Source organism: Pseudomonas sp. B21_DOA (genome assembly GCA_030544685.1).
Classification (GTDB): domain Bacteria; phylum Pseudomonadota; class Gammaproteobacteria; order Pseudomonadales; family Pseudomonadaceae; genus Aquipseudomonas; species Aquipseudomonas fluorescens_AO.
Map to the genome: position 1 here is coordinate 1,342,758 of CP086683.1, position 18,711 is coordinate 1,361,468.

An 18,711-nucleotide genomic window follows, 5' to 3' on the forward strand; every position below is an offset into this window, starting at 1 on the left:
AGACCGGGGGCGTTTTTGTTTGTCTGGGGTTTAAACGATATTTTTGCTGGCCCCATCGCTGGCAAGCCAGCTCCCACGGGGTTTTGGGTCGTATATAAAATATGTGTTCGACCACAATCATTGTGGGAGCTGGCTTGCCAGCGATGGCGGCCGGTCAGCCGCTGAAAATCTCAAGACCGATCAGAACTTCTCGATCGCGCGGAAATTCTGCACGCGCTCGACTTCCTTTGGCTTGTATGCGCAATACCCAGGCCGCGGGCCGATTTTCGGGTGGTTGCGGCAGGTGTCCGGGCGCTTGTCATAAATGGTGCACAGGCGGCTCTTACGATCCAGGTAATAGCAGTCGTTGTTGCTCATGCGCTGCAGGGTGAAGATCCCCGACTTCTGATTGAAACGCTCGACCAGACCTTCCTTCTGCAGACGCTTGGCGATGTTCTTCGGCGGATCGCCCAGTTCGAACTCGTCGACCACACCGATGCGCACCAGGTCCTTGATCTTCACTTCGACCGGCAGCGTGCAACAACTGGACATGCACGAGCCGCACATCGGTGCCGAGTATTTCGCCCACGTATCGAGACGATCAATCTCGGCGGCGGCGATCAGGTTGGGCTTCATCATTGGGAGTTACCAGGCGTGTATGCATCAGGGCGCGCGATCATACCGGGAGCGGTGGAATTTTGAACAACCTTTCGCCGGATTTTTTCGCAGCCGCCGCATTTTGCCCGACAGGACGGCACGGCCCCTGCATTCATTGGCTCATCCGCCAAGGTTATGTCGCACTGGCGCACAGTCCGCGCAAATACTGCCGAACCAGAGCCGTTACCGCCGGTCAGACCGTCTAGGCTCAGAAAATTCCCGCTCGCTCGAGGTCCTGTTGATGACTCAAGAACCACTAGTTCGCGAAGCAGAGGTGGCCGCATTCCGCGACGCCGTCCTGACCAAACTCACCTACGCCGTGGGCAAAGACCCCGATCACGCCTTCGACCATGACTGGTTCGAAGCCATCGCCCTGGCTGCGCGTGATCACATGGTCGAGCACTGGATGGACCACACCCGGCAGATCTATCGCAAAGGCCAGAAGCGGGTGTATTACCTCTCGCTGGAGTTTCTCATCGGCCGTTTGCTCTATGACAGCCTGAGCAACCTCGGTCTGCTCGACGTGGCCCGTGAAGCGTTGACCGAACTGGGCGTGGATCTTGAGCGCATCCGCCTGCTGGAGCCCGACGCGGCGCTCGGCAACGGCGGCCTCGGACGTCTCGCGGCGTGCTTCATGGAAAGCATGTCGACCCTCGGCATCGCCGGCCATGGCTACGGCATTCGTTATGAGCACGGCTTGTTCCGTCAGGCGATTGTCGATGGCTGGCAGCAGGAGCAAACCGAGCACTGGCTGGATTTCGGCAACCCGTGGGAATTCGAGCGGCCGGAAGTGGTGTACCCGATCGGCTTCGGCGGCAGCGTCGAAACCGTCACCGATGCCTCGGGCAAGACTCGTCAGGTCTGGTCGCCGGCGGAAACCGTGCGGGCGATTGCCTACGACACGCCGGTGGTCGGCTGGCGCGGGGCGAGCGTCAATACTTTGCGCCTGTGGCGTGCCCGCGCCATGGAAGACCTGCACCTGGAGCGCTTCAACGCCGGTGACCACCTGGGCGCCGTGGCGGAAGTGGCCCGCGCCGAAAGTATCTCCCGCGTCCTCTACCCGGCAGACAGTACCGAAGCCGGGCAAGAGCTGCGCTTGCGGCAGGAATACTTCTTCGTCGCCGCCTCGCTGCAGGATCTGCTGCGCCGTCATCGCAACATGCACACCTCGGTGCTGACCCTCGGTGATCACGCGGCGATCCAGCTCAACGACACTCACCCGTCAATCGCCGTGGCCGAACTGATGCGCCAACTCGTCGACGTCTACGACGTCGCATGGGACGCGGCATGGCAAGTCACCGTCGATACGTTGTCGTACACCAACCACACGCTGCTGCCGGAAGCGCTGGAAACCTGGCCGGTCGGGCTGATGGAACGCATGCTGCCCCGGCACATGCAGATCATTTACCTGATCAACGCGCAGCACATCGATTCGTTGCGGGCCAAGGGCATCCACGACTTCGACGTGCTACGTGCGGTGTCGCTGATCGAAGAAGACAACGGCCGCCGGGTGCGTATGGGCAACCTCGCGTTCCTCGGTTCGCACAGCGTCAACGGCGTGTCCGGTCTGCATACGCAACTGATGCGCAAAACCGTATTCGCCGAACTGCACAAGCTCTACCCGGAACGAATCAACAACAAAACCAACGGCATCACCTTCCGCCGGTGGTTATATCAGGCCAACCCGGAACTGACCTCAATGCTGGTCGATGCCCTTGGCCCGGACGTGCTCGACCATCCCGAAGAACGCCTGCTCGAGCTCGAGCCGTTCGCTGAGAAAACTGCGTTCCGCAAAGCCTTCGCCGAGCAGCGTTTGCACAGCAAGAAGGCGCTGGCCTATCTGATTCACGAGCGCCTGGGGATTGCGGTCAACCCGGCGGCGATGTTCGACGTGCAGGTCAAGCGCATCCACGAATACAAACGCCAGTTGCTCAACCTGCTGCACACCGTGGCGTTGTACCAAGCGATTCGTGCCGAGCCGGAAGTCGATTGGGTGCCACGGGTGAAGATCTTCGCCGGTAAAGCGGCGGCGAGTTATCACCAGGCCAAGCTGATCATCAAGCTGACCAACGACATCGCTCGGGTGGTGAACAACGACCCGACCGTGCGTGGCCTGCTGAAAGTGGTGTTTCTGCCCAACTACAACGTCAGCCTGGCCGAGAGCATCATCCCGGCGGCGGACCTGTCCGAGCAGATTTCCACCGCCGGTTTCGAGGCGTCGGGCACCAGTAACATGAAGTTCGGCCTCAACGGCGCGCTGACCATCGGTACCCTCGACGGTGCCAACGTGGAAATGTGCGAGCGCATCGGTGCCGAGCACATGTTCATCTTCGGTCTCAGTGCGCAACAGGTTGAAGCGCGCAAGCAGAACCACGAGTTCAGCGCCGTGCCCGACATCGCCGCCTCCCATCGTTTGAACGATGTGCTGCAAGCGATTCGCAGCGGTGTGTTCTCGCCGGACGATACCTCGCGTTACACCGGGTTGATCGACTCGCTGATCGACTATGACCGCTTCCTGGTCTGCGCCGACTTCGACTCCTACTGGGAAGCGCAGAAGCGTGTTGATGCGCACTGGCATGATTCGCAGAACTGGTGGCGTTCGGCGGTGCTCAACACCTCGCGGATGGGCTGGTTCTCTTCCGACCGGACGATTCGCGAGTACGCCACGGATATCTGGAAAGCACTGGAGTAACTTTCCGCGACAAATCTGCGCAAGGCCCAACGTTTGTTGGGCCGGATCGATATACTGAGCGCCGGTTAAAAGGCATCAGTCACCGCGGTACCCTGTGGGAGCGAGCCTGCTCGCGAAGCGATCGTCGACTTAAACAGAAATGTTGGCTGACAATCCGCCTTCGCGAGCAGGCTCGCTCCCACACGGTTTGTGCCTGAGACTGAAGCCATCGCCGGACTCGCCCCGCCCCGGGGCTGCTTAGGGATATCGACCATGCAATGGATGTTCATGTTGATCGGGCTGATGCTCGGTGGACTGCTCGACGAGTCGTTCAGTGGTGCGCTGTTGGGTGCGCTGCTGGGGCTGGTCATCGGCCAGATGCTGCGCATCGCGCGTCTGGGCGCGCAGGCGGCGGAGCAACAGCGTCAACTCGAGCAAGTGCGCGAAGCCTTGCAAGGCGTGGCTCAGCGGCTGTTTGTGCTGGAGGGTTCGCCCTCGCATGCGCCCGCGCCGCCACCTGAAGCCGAGCCAGTCGCCGCACCCGTCGACGTGGCTGAGCAGGCTGCCCCGAGCCCTGAGCTGATCTGGGAACTGCCGCCCGAACTGGAACCCATCTCCGCCGTCGCCCGCGAAACCAGCCAGCCGCTGCCCGCCGATGCCTGGCGCGCCGAACCGGCTCCCGTTGCCCCAACACAAAAACCTGCCGAACCGCGTGGCCCGAACCTGATCGAACGCGGCATCAGCGCTGCGCGCAATTGGCTGTTTGGCGGCAACACTGTTCTGCGCGTCGGTGTAGTGCTGTTGTTTTTCGGCCTGGCGTTTTTGCTGCGTTACGCCACCGAAGGCATGGTGGTGCCGATCGAGTTGCGTTACGCCGGGGTTGCGGCAGCGGCGTTGGCCCTGCTGGCGCTGGGCTGGTGGCTGCGCCGACGCAACAGCAACTATGCATTGATGCTGCAAGGCACCGGCATCGCGGTGTTGTACCTGACGGTGTTTGCGGCGATGCGTCTGCATCCGTTGCTTGATCCGTCCGCTGCACTCGGTTTGCTGGTCGCGGTGACGGTGTTCTCGGCCATTTTGGCGATTACTCAGGACGCGCTGGGATTGGCCGCAGCGGCAGCGTTGGGCGGTTTCGCCGCGCCGATTCTCACTTCTACCGGCGAAGGCAATCACGTCGCACTGTTCAGCTATTTCGCTCTGCTCAACGCCGGCATTCTTGCTATCGCCTGGTTCAAGGCCTGGCGCCTGCTCAACCTGATCGGCTTCGTCGGCACCTTCGGTATCGGGTTCGCCTGGGGTCTGCGTTCGTATACGCCGGAACTGCTGTGGAGTACCGAGCCGTTCCTGATTGTGTTTTTCCTCATGTACCTCGGCATTGGCCTGCTGTTCGCCCGGCGCAAATTGCGCGACCTGCCCGATGCCCCGGCTGAGGCTGATCGCGAGGCGCTGCTGCAATGGTCGGCCCGCAAGGGCGATTACGTCGACGGCAGCATGTTGTTCGGCCCGCCGATCATTGGCTTCGGTTTGCAGTTCGCCTTGGTTCAGCATCTGGAATTTGCGGCGGCCTTCAGCGCGCTGGCGCTGGGCATGATCTACATGACGCTGGCCAAAGCGCTGATGGGTGGACGCGCGATGTTGCTGGGCGAAACCTGCCTGGCGCTAGGGGTGATTTTTGCCAGCCTGGCGATTCCGCTGGGCCTCGATGCGCGCTGGACTTCTGCAGCGTGGGCGGTGGAAGGCGCGGGGATTTTCTGGCTTGGTTTACGTCAGCATCGGCCGTTCGCCCGCGCTTTTGCCTTGTTGTTGCAACTGGGTTCGGCGCTGGCGTTTCTCAGCCAGGTGCAGCTCGGCGAGAGCAGCCTGCTCGACGGCGCACCGCTGGGCGCGCTGATGCTCGGCGCCGCGCTGCTGTTCAGTTTCCTTCAACTGCGCAAGGCTACGCCTGAGCAGACATCGCCGTGGGAACGCCAAGGTCTGCCAGTGCTGGCATGTCTTGGCCTGACGTTCCTGTATCTGCTGGCACCGTTGTTCCTGTTCATCCAGGGCACGGCGATCAGTTGGGCGTTGGCCGGGTTGGCGACATTGTTTGTTGGCTTGCGAATTCAATCGCGCACATTCCTGTTTACCGCGTTCGCCGTGCAGTTGCTGGGCGGCGCGTTGTTCCTGCTGCGCCTGCAAAGTGCCGGCGAAGAATCGGCGGCGGTGTTCAGCGCCGGTTGGAGCGGTTTGCTCAGTGCGTCGCTGATCGGGCTGGCCTTGATCGGCGGCATGCTGCTCGCGGCTCGCGATGAGATGGTGCGCGCTGATGTGCGCTTGCTTCGCGGCTTATCGGTGATCTTGCTGGCCGGGCTGGTGCTGATCAATCTGGCGGTGCTGTTCGTGCTGCCGTGGCAAACCGCGAGTGCGGTCTGGGCGGCCAGCGGCTTGCTGATCATCTGGCTGAGCCTGTACCTGCAACAGCGTCTGAGTTTCGTTTTCGGCCTGCTGTTGCAGGTGATCGGCGGCGCAGCGTTTGTGCTCGCCGGCCCCGAATGGCTCGGGCCGCTATCCAGCGAAGGGCTGAAACCGTTTGCCCACGGTGGTTTCTGGACGCCGCTGGTGCTGGGGCTGGCCGCGCTGATCGGTGCGTGGCGCTTGCAATTGGGCAACCATGCCACTGCTTTTGATGCCTGGAGTTTGCAGCGCTTATCGCAGGTGCTGCTGGTCTGGGGTGCTGCCTGGTGGATGCTGGCGTGGGTCAGCGAAGTGCTGCGGTTTGCTCCGCCGGATCTGCAGGGCGCGTTGTTGCTGTTCGTCGCTGCAATCAGTATGGCGCTGTGGACGATTTTGTCGCTGCGTCTGAAGTGGCCGGCGCTGGGGTTGCTCTGCACCTTGCTGATTCCGGCGGCGGCGCTGGTTTTGCTCGGCGCTTGGCATTCGCGCTACCACCCGGCCGCCGACTTCGGCTGGCTGGCGTGGCCGGCGCTGTTCGCGGTGCATTTCTTCAGCTTGCGCCGCTTGGCGTCGATGTTGCCGGCGCGCGCGTTGAGCGCCGCCCATGTGCTCGGTTGCTGGCTGCTGATTGGCGTGCTGGCGCTGGAGTTGCGTTACGGCCTGCTGTTGTTGTCCGAGCAATACAACGCCTGGCGCTGGCTGGGCTGGGCGATTCTGCCGAGCCTGTATCTGCTGCTGATGGCGGCACCTCGCAACTGGCCGTGGCCGGTCGCCGCTTTTGCTCGCGAGTACCGCTTGTACGCAGCGGCACCGCTGGCGGTGCTGATGCTGGCGTGGTTCTGGCTGGCCAATGGCGTCAGCAATGGCAATGCCGAACCCTTGCCTTACGTGCCGCTGCTTAATCCGCTGGAGTTGGGTCTGCTGTTTGCGCTGTTCGGCGTTTACATCTGGTCGCGCAGCGCCGTTGCGCAGTTGTCGATCCGCCAGGACTACGCCGACCACGCCACGCAACTGATCGCCGGGGTTTCACTGTTCGCGTTCTGCACCGCGCTGGTCACCCGCGCTGCGCATCACTGGGCCGGCATCCCGTTCGAGCTCGATCAACTGCTCGCGTCGATGCTGGTGCAGGCCGGCCTGTCGATCGTCTGGACGTTGATGGCGCTGGGACTGATGATCGGCGGTCATCTGCGCCACCGCCGCGAAGTGTGGCTGATCGGCGCGGCGCTGATTGCGCTGGTGGTGGCCAAACTGATTTTTGTCGAACTGAGCAACCGTGGCGGCCTCGCCCGGATCGTCTCGTTTATCGGCGTTGGCGTGTTGCTGCTGGTGGTCGGCTACTTCGCGCCGCTGCCACCCAAACGCGTCGAGGCTGAACCGGCGGCGGACAAACCCGCGCCGGAAACCGAAGGAGTTGCATCTTGAGTCGCATGCTGAATCTGGGGTGGTTGGCGCTGGGCGTGGTGATGGTGGCCGGTGCTCAGGAAAAACCGGCGGACTTCGCCACGCAGGTGCCGTTGTCGGTGAGTGGCAATGGCCCGTGGTATCGCCTCGACCTGCCGCTGAGCGCGCAATTGCAGGCGCGCCAGACCGATCTCAGCGATCTGCGTGTGTTCAACGCCGCCGGCGAAGCGCAGGCCTACGCCTTGGCTCGCGAATCGGCGCAGACCCGTGACGACGGCAAGCTGCACGAGGTCAAGTGGTTCCCGCTGTACAACGCCGCTGACGCCAGCGAACGTGCGCCGAACGTGCGCGTGCAGTCGACCATCAACGGCACGCTGGTCGAAGTGCAACCGTCCTCGCAACTGGAGGCGGGCGAAGAAGTGCTGCGCGGCTGGCTGCTGGATGCCAGTGCAATCAAGGCACCGTTGCAGCAGTTGATCCTCGACTGGACCAGCGAGCGCGACGGTTTCCAGCGTTTCAGCATCGAGGCCAGCGACGATCTGCAGCACTGGCAGTCATGGGGCGAGGGCCAAGTGGCACGGCTGACCTTTTCCGATGAGCGCATCGAACAGCACCAAGTGAGCCTGCCGGGGCAGACCGCGCGTTACGTGCGCCTGCTGTGGGAGTCGCCGGGTTCGGCGCCGATCCTGACCTCGGCGCAACTGAAAAGCAGCGACCCGCGCAACCTGCCGCTGCCTTTGGTCTGGTCGTCAAGCGTAGCCGGCAGCAGCACCAAGTCCGGGGAGTACACCTGGCAATTGCCGATGGGGCTGAATGTCGAGCGGGTGCAGGTTGAGCTGAAACAGCCGAACAGTCTGGCGCCGGTGACGTTGGCCGGTCGGCGTGAGAGCAACTTGCCGTGGCAGACACTGAGCAGCGGTTTGCTCTATCGCCTGAGCCAGAGCAATCAGGACGTGGTGCAGAACGAAATCCCGCTGTCCGGGCAGACCGTGCAGCAACTCAAGCTGACCGTGGATGAGCGCGGCGGCGGGTTGGGTGAGCAGGCGCCGGACCTGAAATACGCGGTGCGCGCCACGCAGGTGATTTTCCTCGCCCGGGGCGAAGGGCCTTACAGCCTGGCCTTGGGCAATGCCACGGTGAAAACCGCGAACCTGCCGCTGGCAACGTTGATTCCGGATTTCAAGCCAGAGAAGCTGGCGAGCCTGGGCAAGGCGACGGTGCAGGACGAAGCAGTGGCCACGCAAACCTCAACGGCGACGACGGCTGCGGTGGCCGGAACCAATTGGAAGAAGTTCGGGCTGTGGGCGGTGTTGCTGCTCAGTGTGGTGTTTCTCGGGGCGATGGCGTTCAGCCTGTTGCGCAAGCCGCCAGCCAATACCTGAGCATGGCCGGCGCTGCGCGCCAATCGCTGGCAAGCCAGCTCCCACAGTGACTCGGTCGTTCACATATTTTGTGTACACCACACATCCTGTGGGAGCTGGCTTGCCAGCGATGGCGGCCGGTCAAACAACAAAATCATCAAACTGCCGCTATCACTCAATCACCACCCGCCCCATTTCCAACTACGCTCAAGCCGACACCTGAACTCTCCACCGACAATCACGTCTCATACAGGCAAATACACCCAGGCGCACGTTAGCCGGCGTCTTCGCTCGCTAGGTTTTCAGACTCCCTGTAAACTGCGCGGGTTTTCCGCCCCCATTCCACCGGAGCCGTCCATGTCCCGCGTTACCTTGAGTCGCTATTTGATTGAGCAGACCCGCAGCAACAACACTCCTGCCGATCTGCGCTTTTTGATCGAAGTGGTGGCGCGTGCCTGCAAGGAGATCAGCCACGCCGTATCCAAAGGCGCCCTGGGTGGTGTTCTGGGCAGCATGGGCACCGAGAACGTGCAAGGCGAAGTGCAGAAGAAGCTCGACGTACTGTCGAACGAAATCCTCCTCGAAGCCAACGAATGGGGCGGTCACCTGGCCGGCATGGCGTCCGAAGAAATGGACAATGCCTACCAGATCCCCGGTAAATACCCGAAAGGCGCGTACCTGCTGGTCTTCGACCCACTGGACGGCTCGTCGAACATCGACATCAACGCCCCGGTCGGCACGATCTTCTCGGTACTGCGTTGCCCGAACGAATACCTGAGCCAGAACGAGCCGCTGAACGAAAAAGCCTTCCTGCAGCCAGGCACCCAACAGGTTGCCGCCGGTTACGCGATTTACGGCCCGCAAACCATGCTGGTGCTGACCCTGGGCGACGGCGTCAAAGGCTTCACCCTCGACCGTGAAATGGGCAGCTTCGTCCTGACCCACGAAGACATCACCATTCCTGAAACCACTCAGGAATTCGCCATCAACATGTCCAACCAGCGTCACTGGGAAGCCCCGGTGCAGCGCTATGTCGGCGAGCTGCTGGCCGGTGAAGAAGGTCCACTGAAAAAGAACTACAACATGCGTTGGGTCGCGGCGATGGTTGCCGACGTACACCGCATCCTGACCCGTGGCGGTCTGTTCATGTACCCGCGCGACAGCCGTGAGCCGTCGAAACCGGGCAAGCTGCGCCTGATGTATGAAGCCAACCCGATGTCATTCCTCGTCGAACAGGCCGGCGGCGCGTCCACCGATGGTCACCAGCGCATTCTCGACATTCAGCCGGAAGGCCTGCACCAGCGCGTTGCAGTGTTCCTCGGCTCGAAAGAAGAAGTCGCACGCGCCACGGCTTACCACAAGGAATAAACATGACTGCACCCTGGCAGCCGTTGCTTGACTGGTGGTTCGGACACGCTGAATCACCGAATGCAGTAGCGGCTGAAAAGGGCAAGTTGTGGTTCGGCAAGCGAGACAGCCAAGACCTCGAAGCGCAGACGCGTTTCGGGGTCTTTGTCGATCAGGCCCTGGCTGGCGAATTGACCGAGTGGACGCAATGTCCCGAAGGTTGGCTGGCGGTGGTGCTGTTGCTTGATCAACTGCCACGCATGATCTATCGCAATACCCCCAAAGCGTTTTCCGGTGATCTGCGCGCGCAGAAACTCGTCGCGCAAGGCGTTGCGGCGGATTTTGATCGGCAATTGAAGCCGATTCAGCGCGTATTCATTTACCTGGTGTTCGAACACTGCGAAAACCTCGCGGTGCAGAACGAGGCGGTTTCCAGATTTATCGAATTGGTGTCTGAACAGCCGGAATCGGAGCGGGCGGTGTTTGCCGATAACCTGGACTATGCCGAGCGGCATCGGAAGGTGATTGCCCGGTTTGGAAGATTTCCGCACCGCAATTCGGTGTTGGGGCGGGAGTCTACGGCTGAGGAATTGGAGTTTCTGTCCAGGCCCGGTTCAAGATTCTGAATCTTCAGTGCGGCTTATGCCGCTTTCGCGAGCAGGCTCGCTCCCACAATTGAAATGCATTCCACTGTGGGAGCGAGCCTGCTCGCGAAGAGGCCTGAGGCCGCAGCTTAAATCCTGAAGCTGCCGACCAGATGCTTCAACCGCGCCGCCTGCTGCTCAAGATCCGAACACGCGCGCAACGTCGCCTGCAAGTTCTCCACCCCTTCCTGATTAAGGGTGTTGATCTCGTTGATATCAACGTTGATCGACTCGACCACGGCGGTCTGTTCTTCGGTCGCGGTGGCTACCGACTGGTTCATGCCGTCGATTTCGCCGATGCGCTGGGTCACGCTGCCCAGACGCTCGCCGGCTTGGTTGGCGATGCCGACGCTGCTTTCGCTCTCGCGCTGGCTCTCGGTCATGATGGTCACCGCCTGGCGCGCGCCGACCTGCAACTCTTCGATCATCTTCTGCACTTGCTGCGCCGAATCCTGGGTGCGGTGCGCGAGGTTGCGTACCTCGTCGGCGACCACGGCGAAGCCACGACCGGCCTCACCGGCGCGCGCAGCTTCGATAGCCGCGTTGAGTGCGAGCAGGTTGGTCTGCTGCGAGATGCTGGTGATCACCTCTAGAATCTGGCCGATGTTCACCGTGTTGCTGTTCAGGGTTTCGATGTTGCCGCAGGAGTCGCTGATCTTTGCCGACAGTTGCTGCATGGCCTGAATGGTTTTATCCACCACCTGCTGGCCATCGACCGCGAGGCTGCGCGCATCGCTGGAGTGTTGCGAGGCGAGGGCGGCGTTTTGTGCGATTTCCTGGGCGGCGGCGCCGAGCTGATTGATCGCGGCGGCGACGCTGTTGGTGCGGCTGGCCTGTTGGTCGGAGTTGTACATCGACGAGTTCGATGCCGCGACCACGCGCAAAGCGACTTCGTTGACCTGGCCGGTGGCCGAGGACACTTCGCGGATCGACGTATGAATGCGTTCGACGAAGCGGTTGAACGAAGTGCCCAGCGCGCCGAATTCATCGTTGCCGTGAATCACCAGACGCTTGGTCAGGTCGCCTTCGCCTTCAGCGATGTCATGCATCGCACGGCCCATGGTCAGCAGTGGCTGCATCAGCACGCGAATCAGCATGCCAAGCATACCGATGATGATCAGCACGGCGATGACCATGGCGATCAGTGCCGAGGTGCGGAATTCGCTGAGCATCGAGAACGCGGTGTCTTTGTCGAGCACCAGCGCCACGTACCAGTCAGCCGACGGCACGCCGTTGACGCGCGTGAAGGAAATCAGCTGGGTCTTGCCGTCGAACTCGACTTCTTTCAGGCCCGGACTGACTTGAGGCGCGCCGTTCGGATAGGCCTCGGCGAGGGACTTGAGCACCAGTTTGCTGTCCGGGTGGATCAGGATCTTGCCTTCGGCGCTGACGATGAATGCATGACCGTGGCCGCCAAAGTTCAGCGAGTTGATGATCGCGCTGACACTGGTCAGATCAATGTCGGCACCAGCGACGCCGAGCATCTGGCCCTGACGCTGCACCGGGGTGGCGACGGTGATCACCAGTTTGCCCGACGAAGCGGCGATGTACGGTTCGGTGACGATGGTCTGCTGTGCGCTATTGGCGGCTTTGTACCAGCCGCGCGCCCGTGGATCGTAGTCCGGCGCACGGTTGCCGGCCGGCACCGAGAACATCACACCGTCAGCGCCACCGAAATAGCTGAGCTGGAAATTGCCGGTGTAGGCGGGCAGGTCAATGATGCGCTTGAGGCTGGCGGGCGCATTGCCATCGACGGCGACTTGCTGCGACAGCGATTGCAGCAATTGAATGCGGCTTTCCAGCCAGGTCTGGATGTTGCTGGTGGTCAGGCTGCCCAGCTCCTGCATGGTCGCTTCGGTGCTGCTGCTCAAGGCCTGACGCTGGCGATAGTCGTTGAAGAAGATGAAACAGGCGAACGCAACGGCCACCACAAGGGCAGCAGCCAGCAGAATCTTGTGGCTGAATTTCATGTTTCTGGTCATCGAATGAACTACCGCGAAGGGGCTGGTCAGGAAAGGGCGGCAATTTGCCATATTCGGCAGCGTTGCGCTGCTCTTATTTCGACCGCGCCGCGCCAAAGATTAGGCGCTTGCGGGGAAAGTCGACGAAATGCTCGACAGCTTCACAAAGTTTTTGATTTATCGGCAAAAGCCAGACGGGCGGGCTGATAAATAGGCGTTCGGGCACGGAACCAGATGACACTTTTCTCTTCTAAGCTTCTGGTTGGCACCATGCCATCCCCCTCGTTCCAGGAGTTTCACCATGTCGCTGCGATCTATCGCCCTGCTGTCGTTTTGCGTGCTGTTGGCCGCATGCAGCAAGGTCAATCAGGAAAACTACTCCAAGCTCTCGGCCGGCATGGCCAAGTCCGAAGTGGAAACCCTCCTCGGCAAGCCCACCGATTGCTCGGGCGCGCTCGGTATGTCCAGCTGCACCTGGGGCGACAAGAACAGCTTTATCAGCGTGCAGTACGCCGGTGACAAAGTGCTGATGTTTTCCGGCCAAGGCCTGAAGTAAACCGGGCTTCGCGCCCACGGAGAAAAAATGAAGCGGTTATTGCTGATCCTTTTCGCTGGCCTGGTACTGGCTGGCTGCGCCACTTCCGGCGTCGACCCGTTGGCGCCCAAGACCGTCGACAGTGTCAATCTCAAGCGTTATCAGGGCACCTGGTATGAATTGGCACGCTTGCCGATGTTCTTTCAGCGCCACTGCGCGCAATCCGAAGCCCACTACACCCTCAAGCCTGACGGTAACGTCGGCGTGCTCAACCGTTGCCTGACCCCGGAGTGGCAGTGGGAAGAGGCCAAAGGCACGGCTTATCCACAGGTGCCGGGCAAGACCGACAAGCTCTGGGTCGAATTCGATAACTGGTTCTCGCGCCTGGTGCCGGGCGTGGCGAAGGGCGAGTACTGGGTGCTGTACGTCAGCGACGATTACAAGACCGCCATCGTCGGCGACCCGAGTCGCAAGTACATGTGGCTGTTGTCACGCACGCCAACCGTTAACGGTGTGGTACGCGAAGAATTGCTGAGCAAGGCGCGTCAGCAGGGTTACGACACCACACGCCTGATCTGGCGCGCGTCGGACCGGCAGATGGCCAAGACGTCCAATTAAGCCTCGTTACAAATCAAATGTGGGAGCGAGCCTGCTCGCGAACGCGGTGTATCAGTCGACATGAATATTGACTGATACACCGCGTTCGCGAGCAGGCTCGCTCCCACAGTTTGGTTTTGGGTCAGCCCAAGAGATCGCGCAGGACCTGGGTGAATGCGCGAGCGCTGTCCTCTTCGCCAGCATGCCGGCCATCGCGCACCACCCACTGACCATTGACCAGCACATCGCGCACTTGGCGATCGCCGCCAGCAAACAACCAGCGATTGAGAATCCCGTCCCCCGAAGCCGTCGCCAGATACGGATCGCTGCCATCCAGCACAATCCAGTCCGCGCGCTTGCCCACTTCCAGCGCACCAATCGGCTGCCCCAGCGCCTGTGCGCCGCCGTCCAGCGCCGCGTCATACAGCGTGCGCCCGACCATCGGCTGGTCCGCGCCATACAAGCGATTGCGCCGCTGATCGCGCAGGCGCTGGCCATATTCCAGCCAGCGCAACTCTTCCACCACGCTCAGCGAGACATGGCTGTCGGAGCCAATGCCCATGCGCCCGCCCTGGGCGAGAAAGTCTACTGCCGGGAAAATCCCGTCGCCCAGATTTGCTTCAGTGGTCAGGCACAGCCCGGCGATCGCGCGACTGTTGGCCATCAGCGTGACTTCTTGCGGGTTGGCGTGGGTGGCGTGGACCAGACACCAGCGCTGATCGACTTCAGCGTTCTCGTAGAGCCATTGCAACGGACGGCGACCGCTCCAGCTCAGGCAATCGTCGACTTCTTTCTGCTGCTCGGCGATGTGGATGTGCACAGGGATCTGCTTGTCACTGGCGGCGAGCACTTCGCTGATCTGCTGCGGCGTCACTGCGCGCAACGAGTGGAAACACAGGCCCAACGATTGCGCTTTCTGCTGCGCCAGTAATGGCTGCAAACGCGCTTGCAGATTCAAATAGTTTTCAGTGCTGTTGATAAAACGACGCTGGCCGTCATTGGGTGTTTGCCCGCCGAAACCGGAATGGCTGTAGAGCACCGGCAGCAGGGTCAACCCGATACCGCTTTCACTCGCGGCCTGGCTGATTCGTAGCGCCAGTTCGGCCGGATCGGCGTACGGCTGGCCGTTGTTGTCGTGGTGCACGTAGTGAAATTCGGCGACCGAGGTGTAACCGGCCTTGAGCATTTCGATGTACAGCTGGCGAGCGATGATGCCGAGCTGATCGGGGCTGATTTTTCCGACGAGGCGATACATCAGATCGCGCCAGGTCCAGAAACTGTCGTTGGGGTTGCCGGCCACTTCGGCCAGTCCAGCCATGGCGCGCTGGAAGGCGTGAGAGTGCAGATTGGGCATTCCCGGCAGCAACGGCCCGCGCAGCCGCTCGGCGCCGTCTGCGCTGGAATCGGCCTGGATTCGGGTCAACAGCCCATTGGCGCTGACCTCGAGACGTACATTGTTGGCCCATCCGTTAGGCAGCAGTGCGCGTTCGGCAAAGAAGGCGGACATCGTTCGGCACCCCATCGTGTGTTATTTGTATATACATATACAGACGTTTGCCTGCCCGGTAAACTCCGGCAAGCTAGTCACTTTCATCCAATCAACAGGGATCAACCGTGCCGACTCCGCCTCCAGTTTCTCCGTTGGCCGCGAACATGGGCGACAGTCCGGCGCCTTTGTACGCCCGCGTCAAACAGATGATCACCCAGCAGATCGACAGCGGTAACTGGCCGCCGCACTACCGCGTGCCCTCCGAAAGCGAACTGGTCAGCCAGCTCGGCTTCAGCCGCATGACCATCAACCGCGCCCTGCGCGAGATGACCGCCGACGGCCTGTTGGTGCGCATGCAAGGCGTGGGCACGTTTGTCGCCGAACCGAAGAGCCAGTCTGCGCTGTTCGAAGTGCACAACATCGCCGATGAAATCGCCTCGCGCGGCCATCGCCACACCTGCCAGGTCATCACCCTCGAAGAAGAGGCCGCCGGTTCCGAACGCGCGCTGGCGCTGGACATGCGCGAAGGCCAGAAGGTCTTCCACTCGCTGATCGTGCATTACGAAAACGACATTCCAGTGCAAATCGAAGACCGTTTCGTCAACGCCCTGGTCGCGCCGGAATACCTCAAGCAGGATTTCACCCTGCAAACACCCTATGCCTATCTCAACCAGGTCGCGCCGCTGACCGAGGGCGAGCACGTGGTCGAAGCGATTCTTGCCGAGCCGTCGGAGTGCAAGCTGCTGCAGATCGAAAAGGGCGAGCCGTGCCTGCTGATTCGCCGGCGAACCTGGTCGGGGCGTCAACCGGTGACGGCGGCGCGTTTGATCCACCCCGGTTCCCGCCATCGTCTGGAAGGGCGCTTTCATAAATGAATCATCAAGTGAAGGTTTTACGCGCTGAAGGTTACCCGCGCATGCCGTGGAAAAACGGCGGCGGCAGCACCGAGGAAATCACTCGTGATGCCGGCACTGGCCTGGACGGTTTCGGCTGGCGCCTGTCGATTGCCGACATCGCTGAATCGGGCGGTTTCTCGACATTCGCCGGTTACCAGCGAGTCATCACCGTGTTGCAGGGCGACGGCATGACTCTGTGTGTCGACGGTGACGATACCCGGCCACTGTTACCGCTCGACCCGTTTGCCTTCAGCGGCGAAAGTCAGGTGTCCTGCACGTTGCTCGGCGGTGCGATTCGCGATTTCAATCTGATCTATGCGCCGCAACGTTACAGCGCGCGGTTGCAATGGCTGGAGGGTGAGCAGCGGTTTTTCAGCTCGGCATCGACGGTGCTGGTGTTCAGTGTCAGTGAGCGGATGGACGTGCGTGTTGGCGACGGCGTTTCGCAGCTCGGTCGGCATGATTGTCTGCAACTGGACGGTAACAGTGGGCTGGTCGAAGTCTCCACCCATGGCGCTTGCTGCATAGTCGAACTTCTCCAAAGCTGACCCCTGTGGCGAGGGGATTTATCCCCGCTGGGTCGCGAAGCGGCCCCATTCCTGGTTAAAAAGCGGTCTGCTGCGCAGCCCATCGGGGATAAATCCCCTCGCCACAAGCCATCCCCACTCTTGTTTCCCTCCACGCACCAACTTGTTACCGAACGCCCCAGCGTGGCGCAAAACCACGCTCACTTGGCCCAGCCGCATCTCCTCAGAATCTCCTCCCGGAAAATTTCATCCACGCCAGAACCCTCGATTCAGGCGCTCTCCAGCCATGCCCGTGATTTTTCCTGAACGCTCCTCCCATAAGTTGGCCGCTTGATTGCATATGCTTGTATGTACAAGTAAAGACGTATGCGTATGAGTCGTCCGAGACTCTCCGCAGCGTCCACTGATTCGCTTGTCGCGCAGCACAGCGCGCAGGCTGCTGCCCACTGCCAGGATTGGTTTGAATTGATCGCTGAGGAGTCTTTTTCGTGACTGACAATACCCAGAACAGCAACAAGTTTCGTGACGTGCAGATTCGCGCCGCCCGCGGTAACACGCTGACCGCCAAGAGCTGGCTGACCGAAGCACCGCTGCGCATGTTGATGAACAACCTCGACCCGGAAGTCGCCGAGAACCCGAAAGAGCTGGTGGTCTACGGTGGCATCGGTCGCGCCGCGCGCAACTGGGAATGCTACGACAAGATTGTCGAGAGCCTGACCAACCTGAACGACGACGAAACCCTGCTGGTGCAATCGGGTAAACCGGTCGGCGTGTTCAAGACCCACGCCAACGCACCGCGCGTTCTGATCGCCAATTCCAACCTGGTGCCGCACTGGGCGAGCTGGGAACACTTCAACGAACTCGACGCCAAAGGCCTGGCCATGTACGGCCAGATGACCGCTGGCAGCTGGATCTACATTGGCAGCCAGGGCATCGTTCAGGGCACCTACGAAACCTTCGTTGAAGCCGGGCGCCAGCATTACAACGCTGACCTCAAGGGCCGCTGGGTGCTCACCGCAGGCCTCGGTGGCATGGGCGGCGCGCAACCGCTGGCCGCCACTCTGGCCGGCGCCTGCTCGCTGAACATCGAGTGCCAACAGGTCAGCATCGATTTCCGCCTGAAAAGCCGTTACGTCGATGAGCAAGCCAAAGACCTCGACGACGCTCTGGCGCGCATCGACAAATACACCAAAGAAGGCAAGGCAATCTCCATCGCGCTGCTCGGCAACGCGGCAGAAATTCTCCCGGAGCTGGTCAAACGCGGCGTGCGTCCGGACATGGTCACCGATCAGACCAGCGCCCACGACCCGCTCAACGGTTACCTGCCGGCCGGCTGGAGCTGGGACGAATACCGCGCCCGCGCCAAGACCGAACCGGCCGCTGTGATCAAAGCCGCCAAGCAGTCGATGGCGGTGCACGTCAAAGCCATGCTGGAATTCCAGAAACAAGGCATTCCGACCTTCGACTACGGCAACAACATCCGTCAGATGGCCCAGGAAGAAGGTGTCGAGAACGCCTTTGATTTCCCAGGCTTCGTACCGGCCTACATCCGTCCGCTGTTCTGTCGTGGCATCGGCCCCTTCCGTTGGGCGGCGCTGTCGGGTGATCCGCAGGACATCTACAAAACCGACGCCAAGGTCAAAGAGCTGATCCCCGACGACGCGCACCTGCACAACTGGCTGGACATGGCCCGCGAGCGCATCAGCTTCCAGGGCCTGCCGGCGCGAATCTGCTGGGTCGGTCTGGGCCAGCGCGCCAAGCTCGGTCTGGCCTTCAACGAAATGGTCCGTAGCGGTGAGTTGTCGGCCCCGGTAGTAATCGGTCGCGACCACCTCGACTCCGGCTCGGTTGCCAGTCCCAACCGCGAAACCGAGTCCATGCAGGACGGTTCCGACGCCGTCTCCGACTGGCCATTGCTCAATGCTTTGCTGAATACCGCGAGCGGCGCGACCTGGGTGTCCTTGCACCACGGCGGCGGCGTCGGCATGGGCTTCTCGCAGCATTCGGGGATGGTGATCGTCTGCGATGGTACCGATGAGGCCGCCGAGCGCATTGCTCGTGTGCTGCACAACGACCCGGCCACCGGCGTCATGCGCCATGCCGATGCCGGTTACCCGATCGCCATCGACTGCGCGAAAGAGCAAGGGCTGAACCTGCCGATGATCACCGGCGGCAAGTAATACGCTTTTGCTTCATGTGGGAGCGAGCTTGCT

The 18,711-nt window shown here is 61.4% G+C and carries 13 protein-coding genes; 10 read left to right on the forward strand and 3 right to left on the reverse strand.

Translation table 11 applies throughout. The annotated features are described in order from the left end of the window. Positions 1 to 180: 180 nt before the first annotated feature. Entirely contained in the window at positions 181 to 618 is a 438-nt protein-coding gene (locus LJU32_06320; GenBank protein ID WKV89917.1) for a YkgJ family cysteine cluster protein, read from the reverse strand. A gap of 259 nt (positions 619 to 877) precedes the next feature. Between LJU32_06320 and LJU32_06325 the strand changes: the two genes are divergently transcribed. The 5 genes from LJU32_06325 to LJU32_06345 all read left to right on the forward strand — a co-directional run bounded on the left by LJU32_06325 (position 878) and on the right by LJU32_06345 (position 10,475). Continuing rightward, positions 878 to 3,328 (forward strand): glycogen/starch/alpha-glucan phosphorylase, encoded by a 2,451-nt coding sequence (locus tag LJU32_06325; protein ID WKV89918.1) that lies wholly within the window; start codon positions 878 to 880, stop codon positions 3,326 to 3,328. Positions 3,329 to 3,580: 252 nt separating this feature from the next. Beyond that, the gene (locus LJU32_06330) at positions 3,581 to 7,162 is read left to right on the forward strand and encodes a DUF2339 domain-containing protein (GenBank protein WKV89919.1); all 3,582 of its coding nucleotides are present in this window, start codon (positions 3,581 to 3,583) and stop codon (positions 7,160 to 7,162) included. Beyond that, positions 7,159 to 8,523 carry a DUF3999 domain-containing protein gene (locus LJU32_06335; GenBank protein WKV89920.1) on the forward strand — a complete coding sequence of 455 codons (1,365 nt, stop codon included), beginning with the start codon at positions 7,159 to 7,161 and terminating at the stop codon, positions 8,521 to 8,523. The genes LJU32_06330 and LJU32_06335 overlap by 4 nt, the downstream gene beginning before the upstream one ends. Before the next feature lie 336 nt (positions 8,524 to 8,859). Further along, positions 8,860 to 9,870 (forward strand): class 1 fructose-bisphosphatase, encoded by a 1,011-nt coding sequence (locus tag LJU32_06340; GenBank protein ID WKV89921.1) that lies wholly within the window; start codon positions 8,860 to 8,862, stop codon positions 9,868 to 9,870. Between the two features lie 2 nt (positions 9,871 to 9,872). Further along, on the forward strand, positions 9,873 to 10,475 hold the full coding sequence (locus LJU32_06345; protein ID WKV89922.1) for a DUF924 domain-containing protein: 603 nt from the start codon (positions 9,873 to 9,875) through the stop codon (positions 10,473 to 10,475). A gap of 107 nt (positions 10,476 to 10,582) precedes the next feature. On the opposite strand, the gene LJU32_06350 is transcribed toward LJU32_06345, so the two are convergent. Beyond that, positions 10,583 to 12,475 carry a methyl-accepting chemotaxis protein gene (locus LJU32_06350; protein WKV89923.1) on the reverse strand — a complete coding sequence of 631 codons (1,893 nt, stop codon included), beginning with the start codon at positions 12,473 to 12,475 and terminating at the stop codon, positions 10,583 to 10,585. Positions 12,476 to 12,755: 280 nt separating this feature from the next. Here LJU32_06350 and LJU32_06355 point away from each other — a divergent pair, with 280 nt between their 5' ends. Next, entirely contained in the window at positions 12,756 to 13,010 is a 255-nt protein-coding gene (locus LJU32_06355; protein WKV89924.1) for an outer membrane protein assembly factor BamE, read from the forward strand. Between the two features lie 27 nt (positions 13,011 to 13,037). Further along, a complete protein-coding gene (locus LJU32_06360; GenBank protein ID WKV89925.1) occupies positions 13,038 to 13,607 on the forward strand; it encodes a lipocalin family protein in 570 nt (189 codons plus the stop codon). Positions 13,608 to 13,728: 121 nt separating this feature from the next. Here the strand turns inward: LJU32_06360 and LJU32_06365 are convergent, their stop codons facing one another. Then, positions 13,729 to 15,093, reverse strand: coding sequence for a formimidoylglutamate deiminase (locus LJU32_06365; GenBank protein WKV89926.1), 1,365 nt, complete (start codon positions 15,091 to 15,093; stop codon positions 13,729 to 13,731). Positions 15,094 to 15,239: 146 nt separating this feature from the next. Between LJU32_06365 and hutC the strand changes: the two genes are divergently transcribed. From hutC to hutU, 3 genes are all read left to right on the forward strand, one after another. Continuing rightward, entirely contained in the window at positions 15,240 to 15,950 is a 711-nt protein-coding gene (gene hutC, locus LJU32_06370) for a histidine utilization repressor (protein WKV91050.1), read from the forward strand. Next, on the forward strand, positions 15,947 to 16,519 hold the full coding sequence (locus LJU32_06375; GenBank protein ID WKV89927.1) for a HutD family protein: 573 nt from the start codon (positions 15,947 to 15,949) through the stop codon (positions 16,517 to 16,519). The genes hutC and LJU32_06375 overlap by 4 nt, the downstream gene beginning before the upstream one ends. Positions 16,520 to 16,986: 467 nt before the next feature. Continuing rightward, the gene (gene hutU / locus LJU32_06380) at positions 16,987 to 18,678 is read left to right on the forward strand and encodes a urocanate hydratase (protein WKV89928.1); all 1,692 of its coding nucleotides are present in this window, start codon (positions 16,987 to 16,989) and stop codon (positions 18,676 to 18,678) included. The last annotated feature ends 33 nt before the right edge of the window (positions 18,679 to 18,711 follow it).

What these genes read in the sequence shown, in the direction of transcription:
- LJU32_06325 (WKV89918.1), top strand. Translation starts at nt 878, where the DNA reads ATGACTCAAGAACCACTAGTTCGCGAAGCAGAGGTGGCCGCATTCCGC.
- LJU32_06350 (WKV89923.1), bottom strand. Translation starts at nt 12,475, where the DNA reads ATGACCAGAAACATGAAATTCAGCCACAAGATTCTGCTGGCTGCTGCC.
- LJU32_06340 (WKV89921.1), top strand. Translation starts at nt 8,860, where the DNA reads ATGTCCCGCGTTACCTTGAGTCGCTATTTGATTGAGCAGACCCGCAGC.
- LJU32_06320 (WKV89917.1), bottom strand. Translation starts at nt 618, where the DNA reads ATGATGAAGCCCAACCTGATCGCCGCCGCCGAGATTGATCGTCTCGAT.
- hutC (WKV91050.1), top strand. Translation starts at nt 15,240, where the DNA reads ATGGGCGACAGTCCGGCGCCTTTGTACGCCCGCGTCAAACAGATGATC.
- LJU32_06375 (WKV89927.1), top strand. Translation starts at nt 15,947, where the DNA reads ATGAATCATCAAGTGAAGGTTTTACGCGCTGAAGGTTACCCGCGCATG.
- LJU32_06330 (WKV89919.1), top strand. Translation starts at nt 3,581, where the DNA reads ATGCAATGGATGTTCATGTTGATCGGGCTGATGCTCGGTGGACTGCTC.
- LJU32_06365 (WKV89926.1), bottom strand. Translation starts at nt 15,093, where the DNA reads ATGTCCGCCTTCTTTGCCGAACGCGCACTGCTGCCTAACGGATGGGCC.
- LJU32_06360 (WKV89925.1), top strand. Translation starts at nt 13,038, where the DNA reads ATGAAGCGGTTATTGCTGATCCTTTTCGCTGGCCTGGTACTGGCTGGC.
- LJU32_06355 (WKV89924.1), top strand. Translation starts at nt 12,756, where the DNA reads ATGTCGCTGCGATCTATCGCCCTGCTGTCGTTTTGCGTGCTGTTGGCC.
- LJU32_06345 (WKV89922.1), top strand. Translation starts at nt 9,873, where the DNA reads ATGACTGCACCCTGGCAGCCGTTGCTTGACTGGTGGTTCGGACACGCT.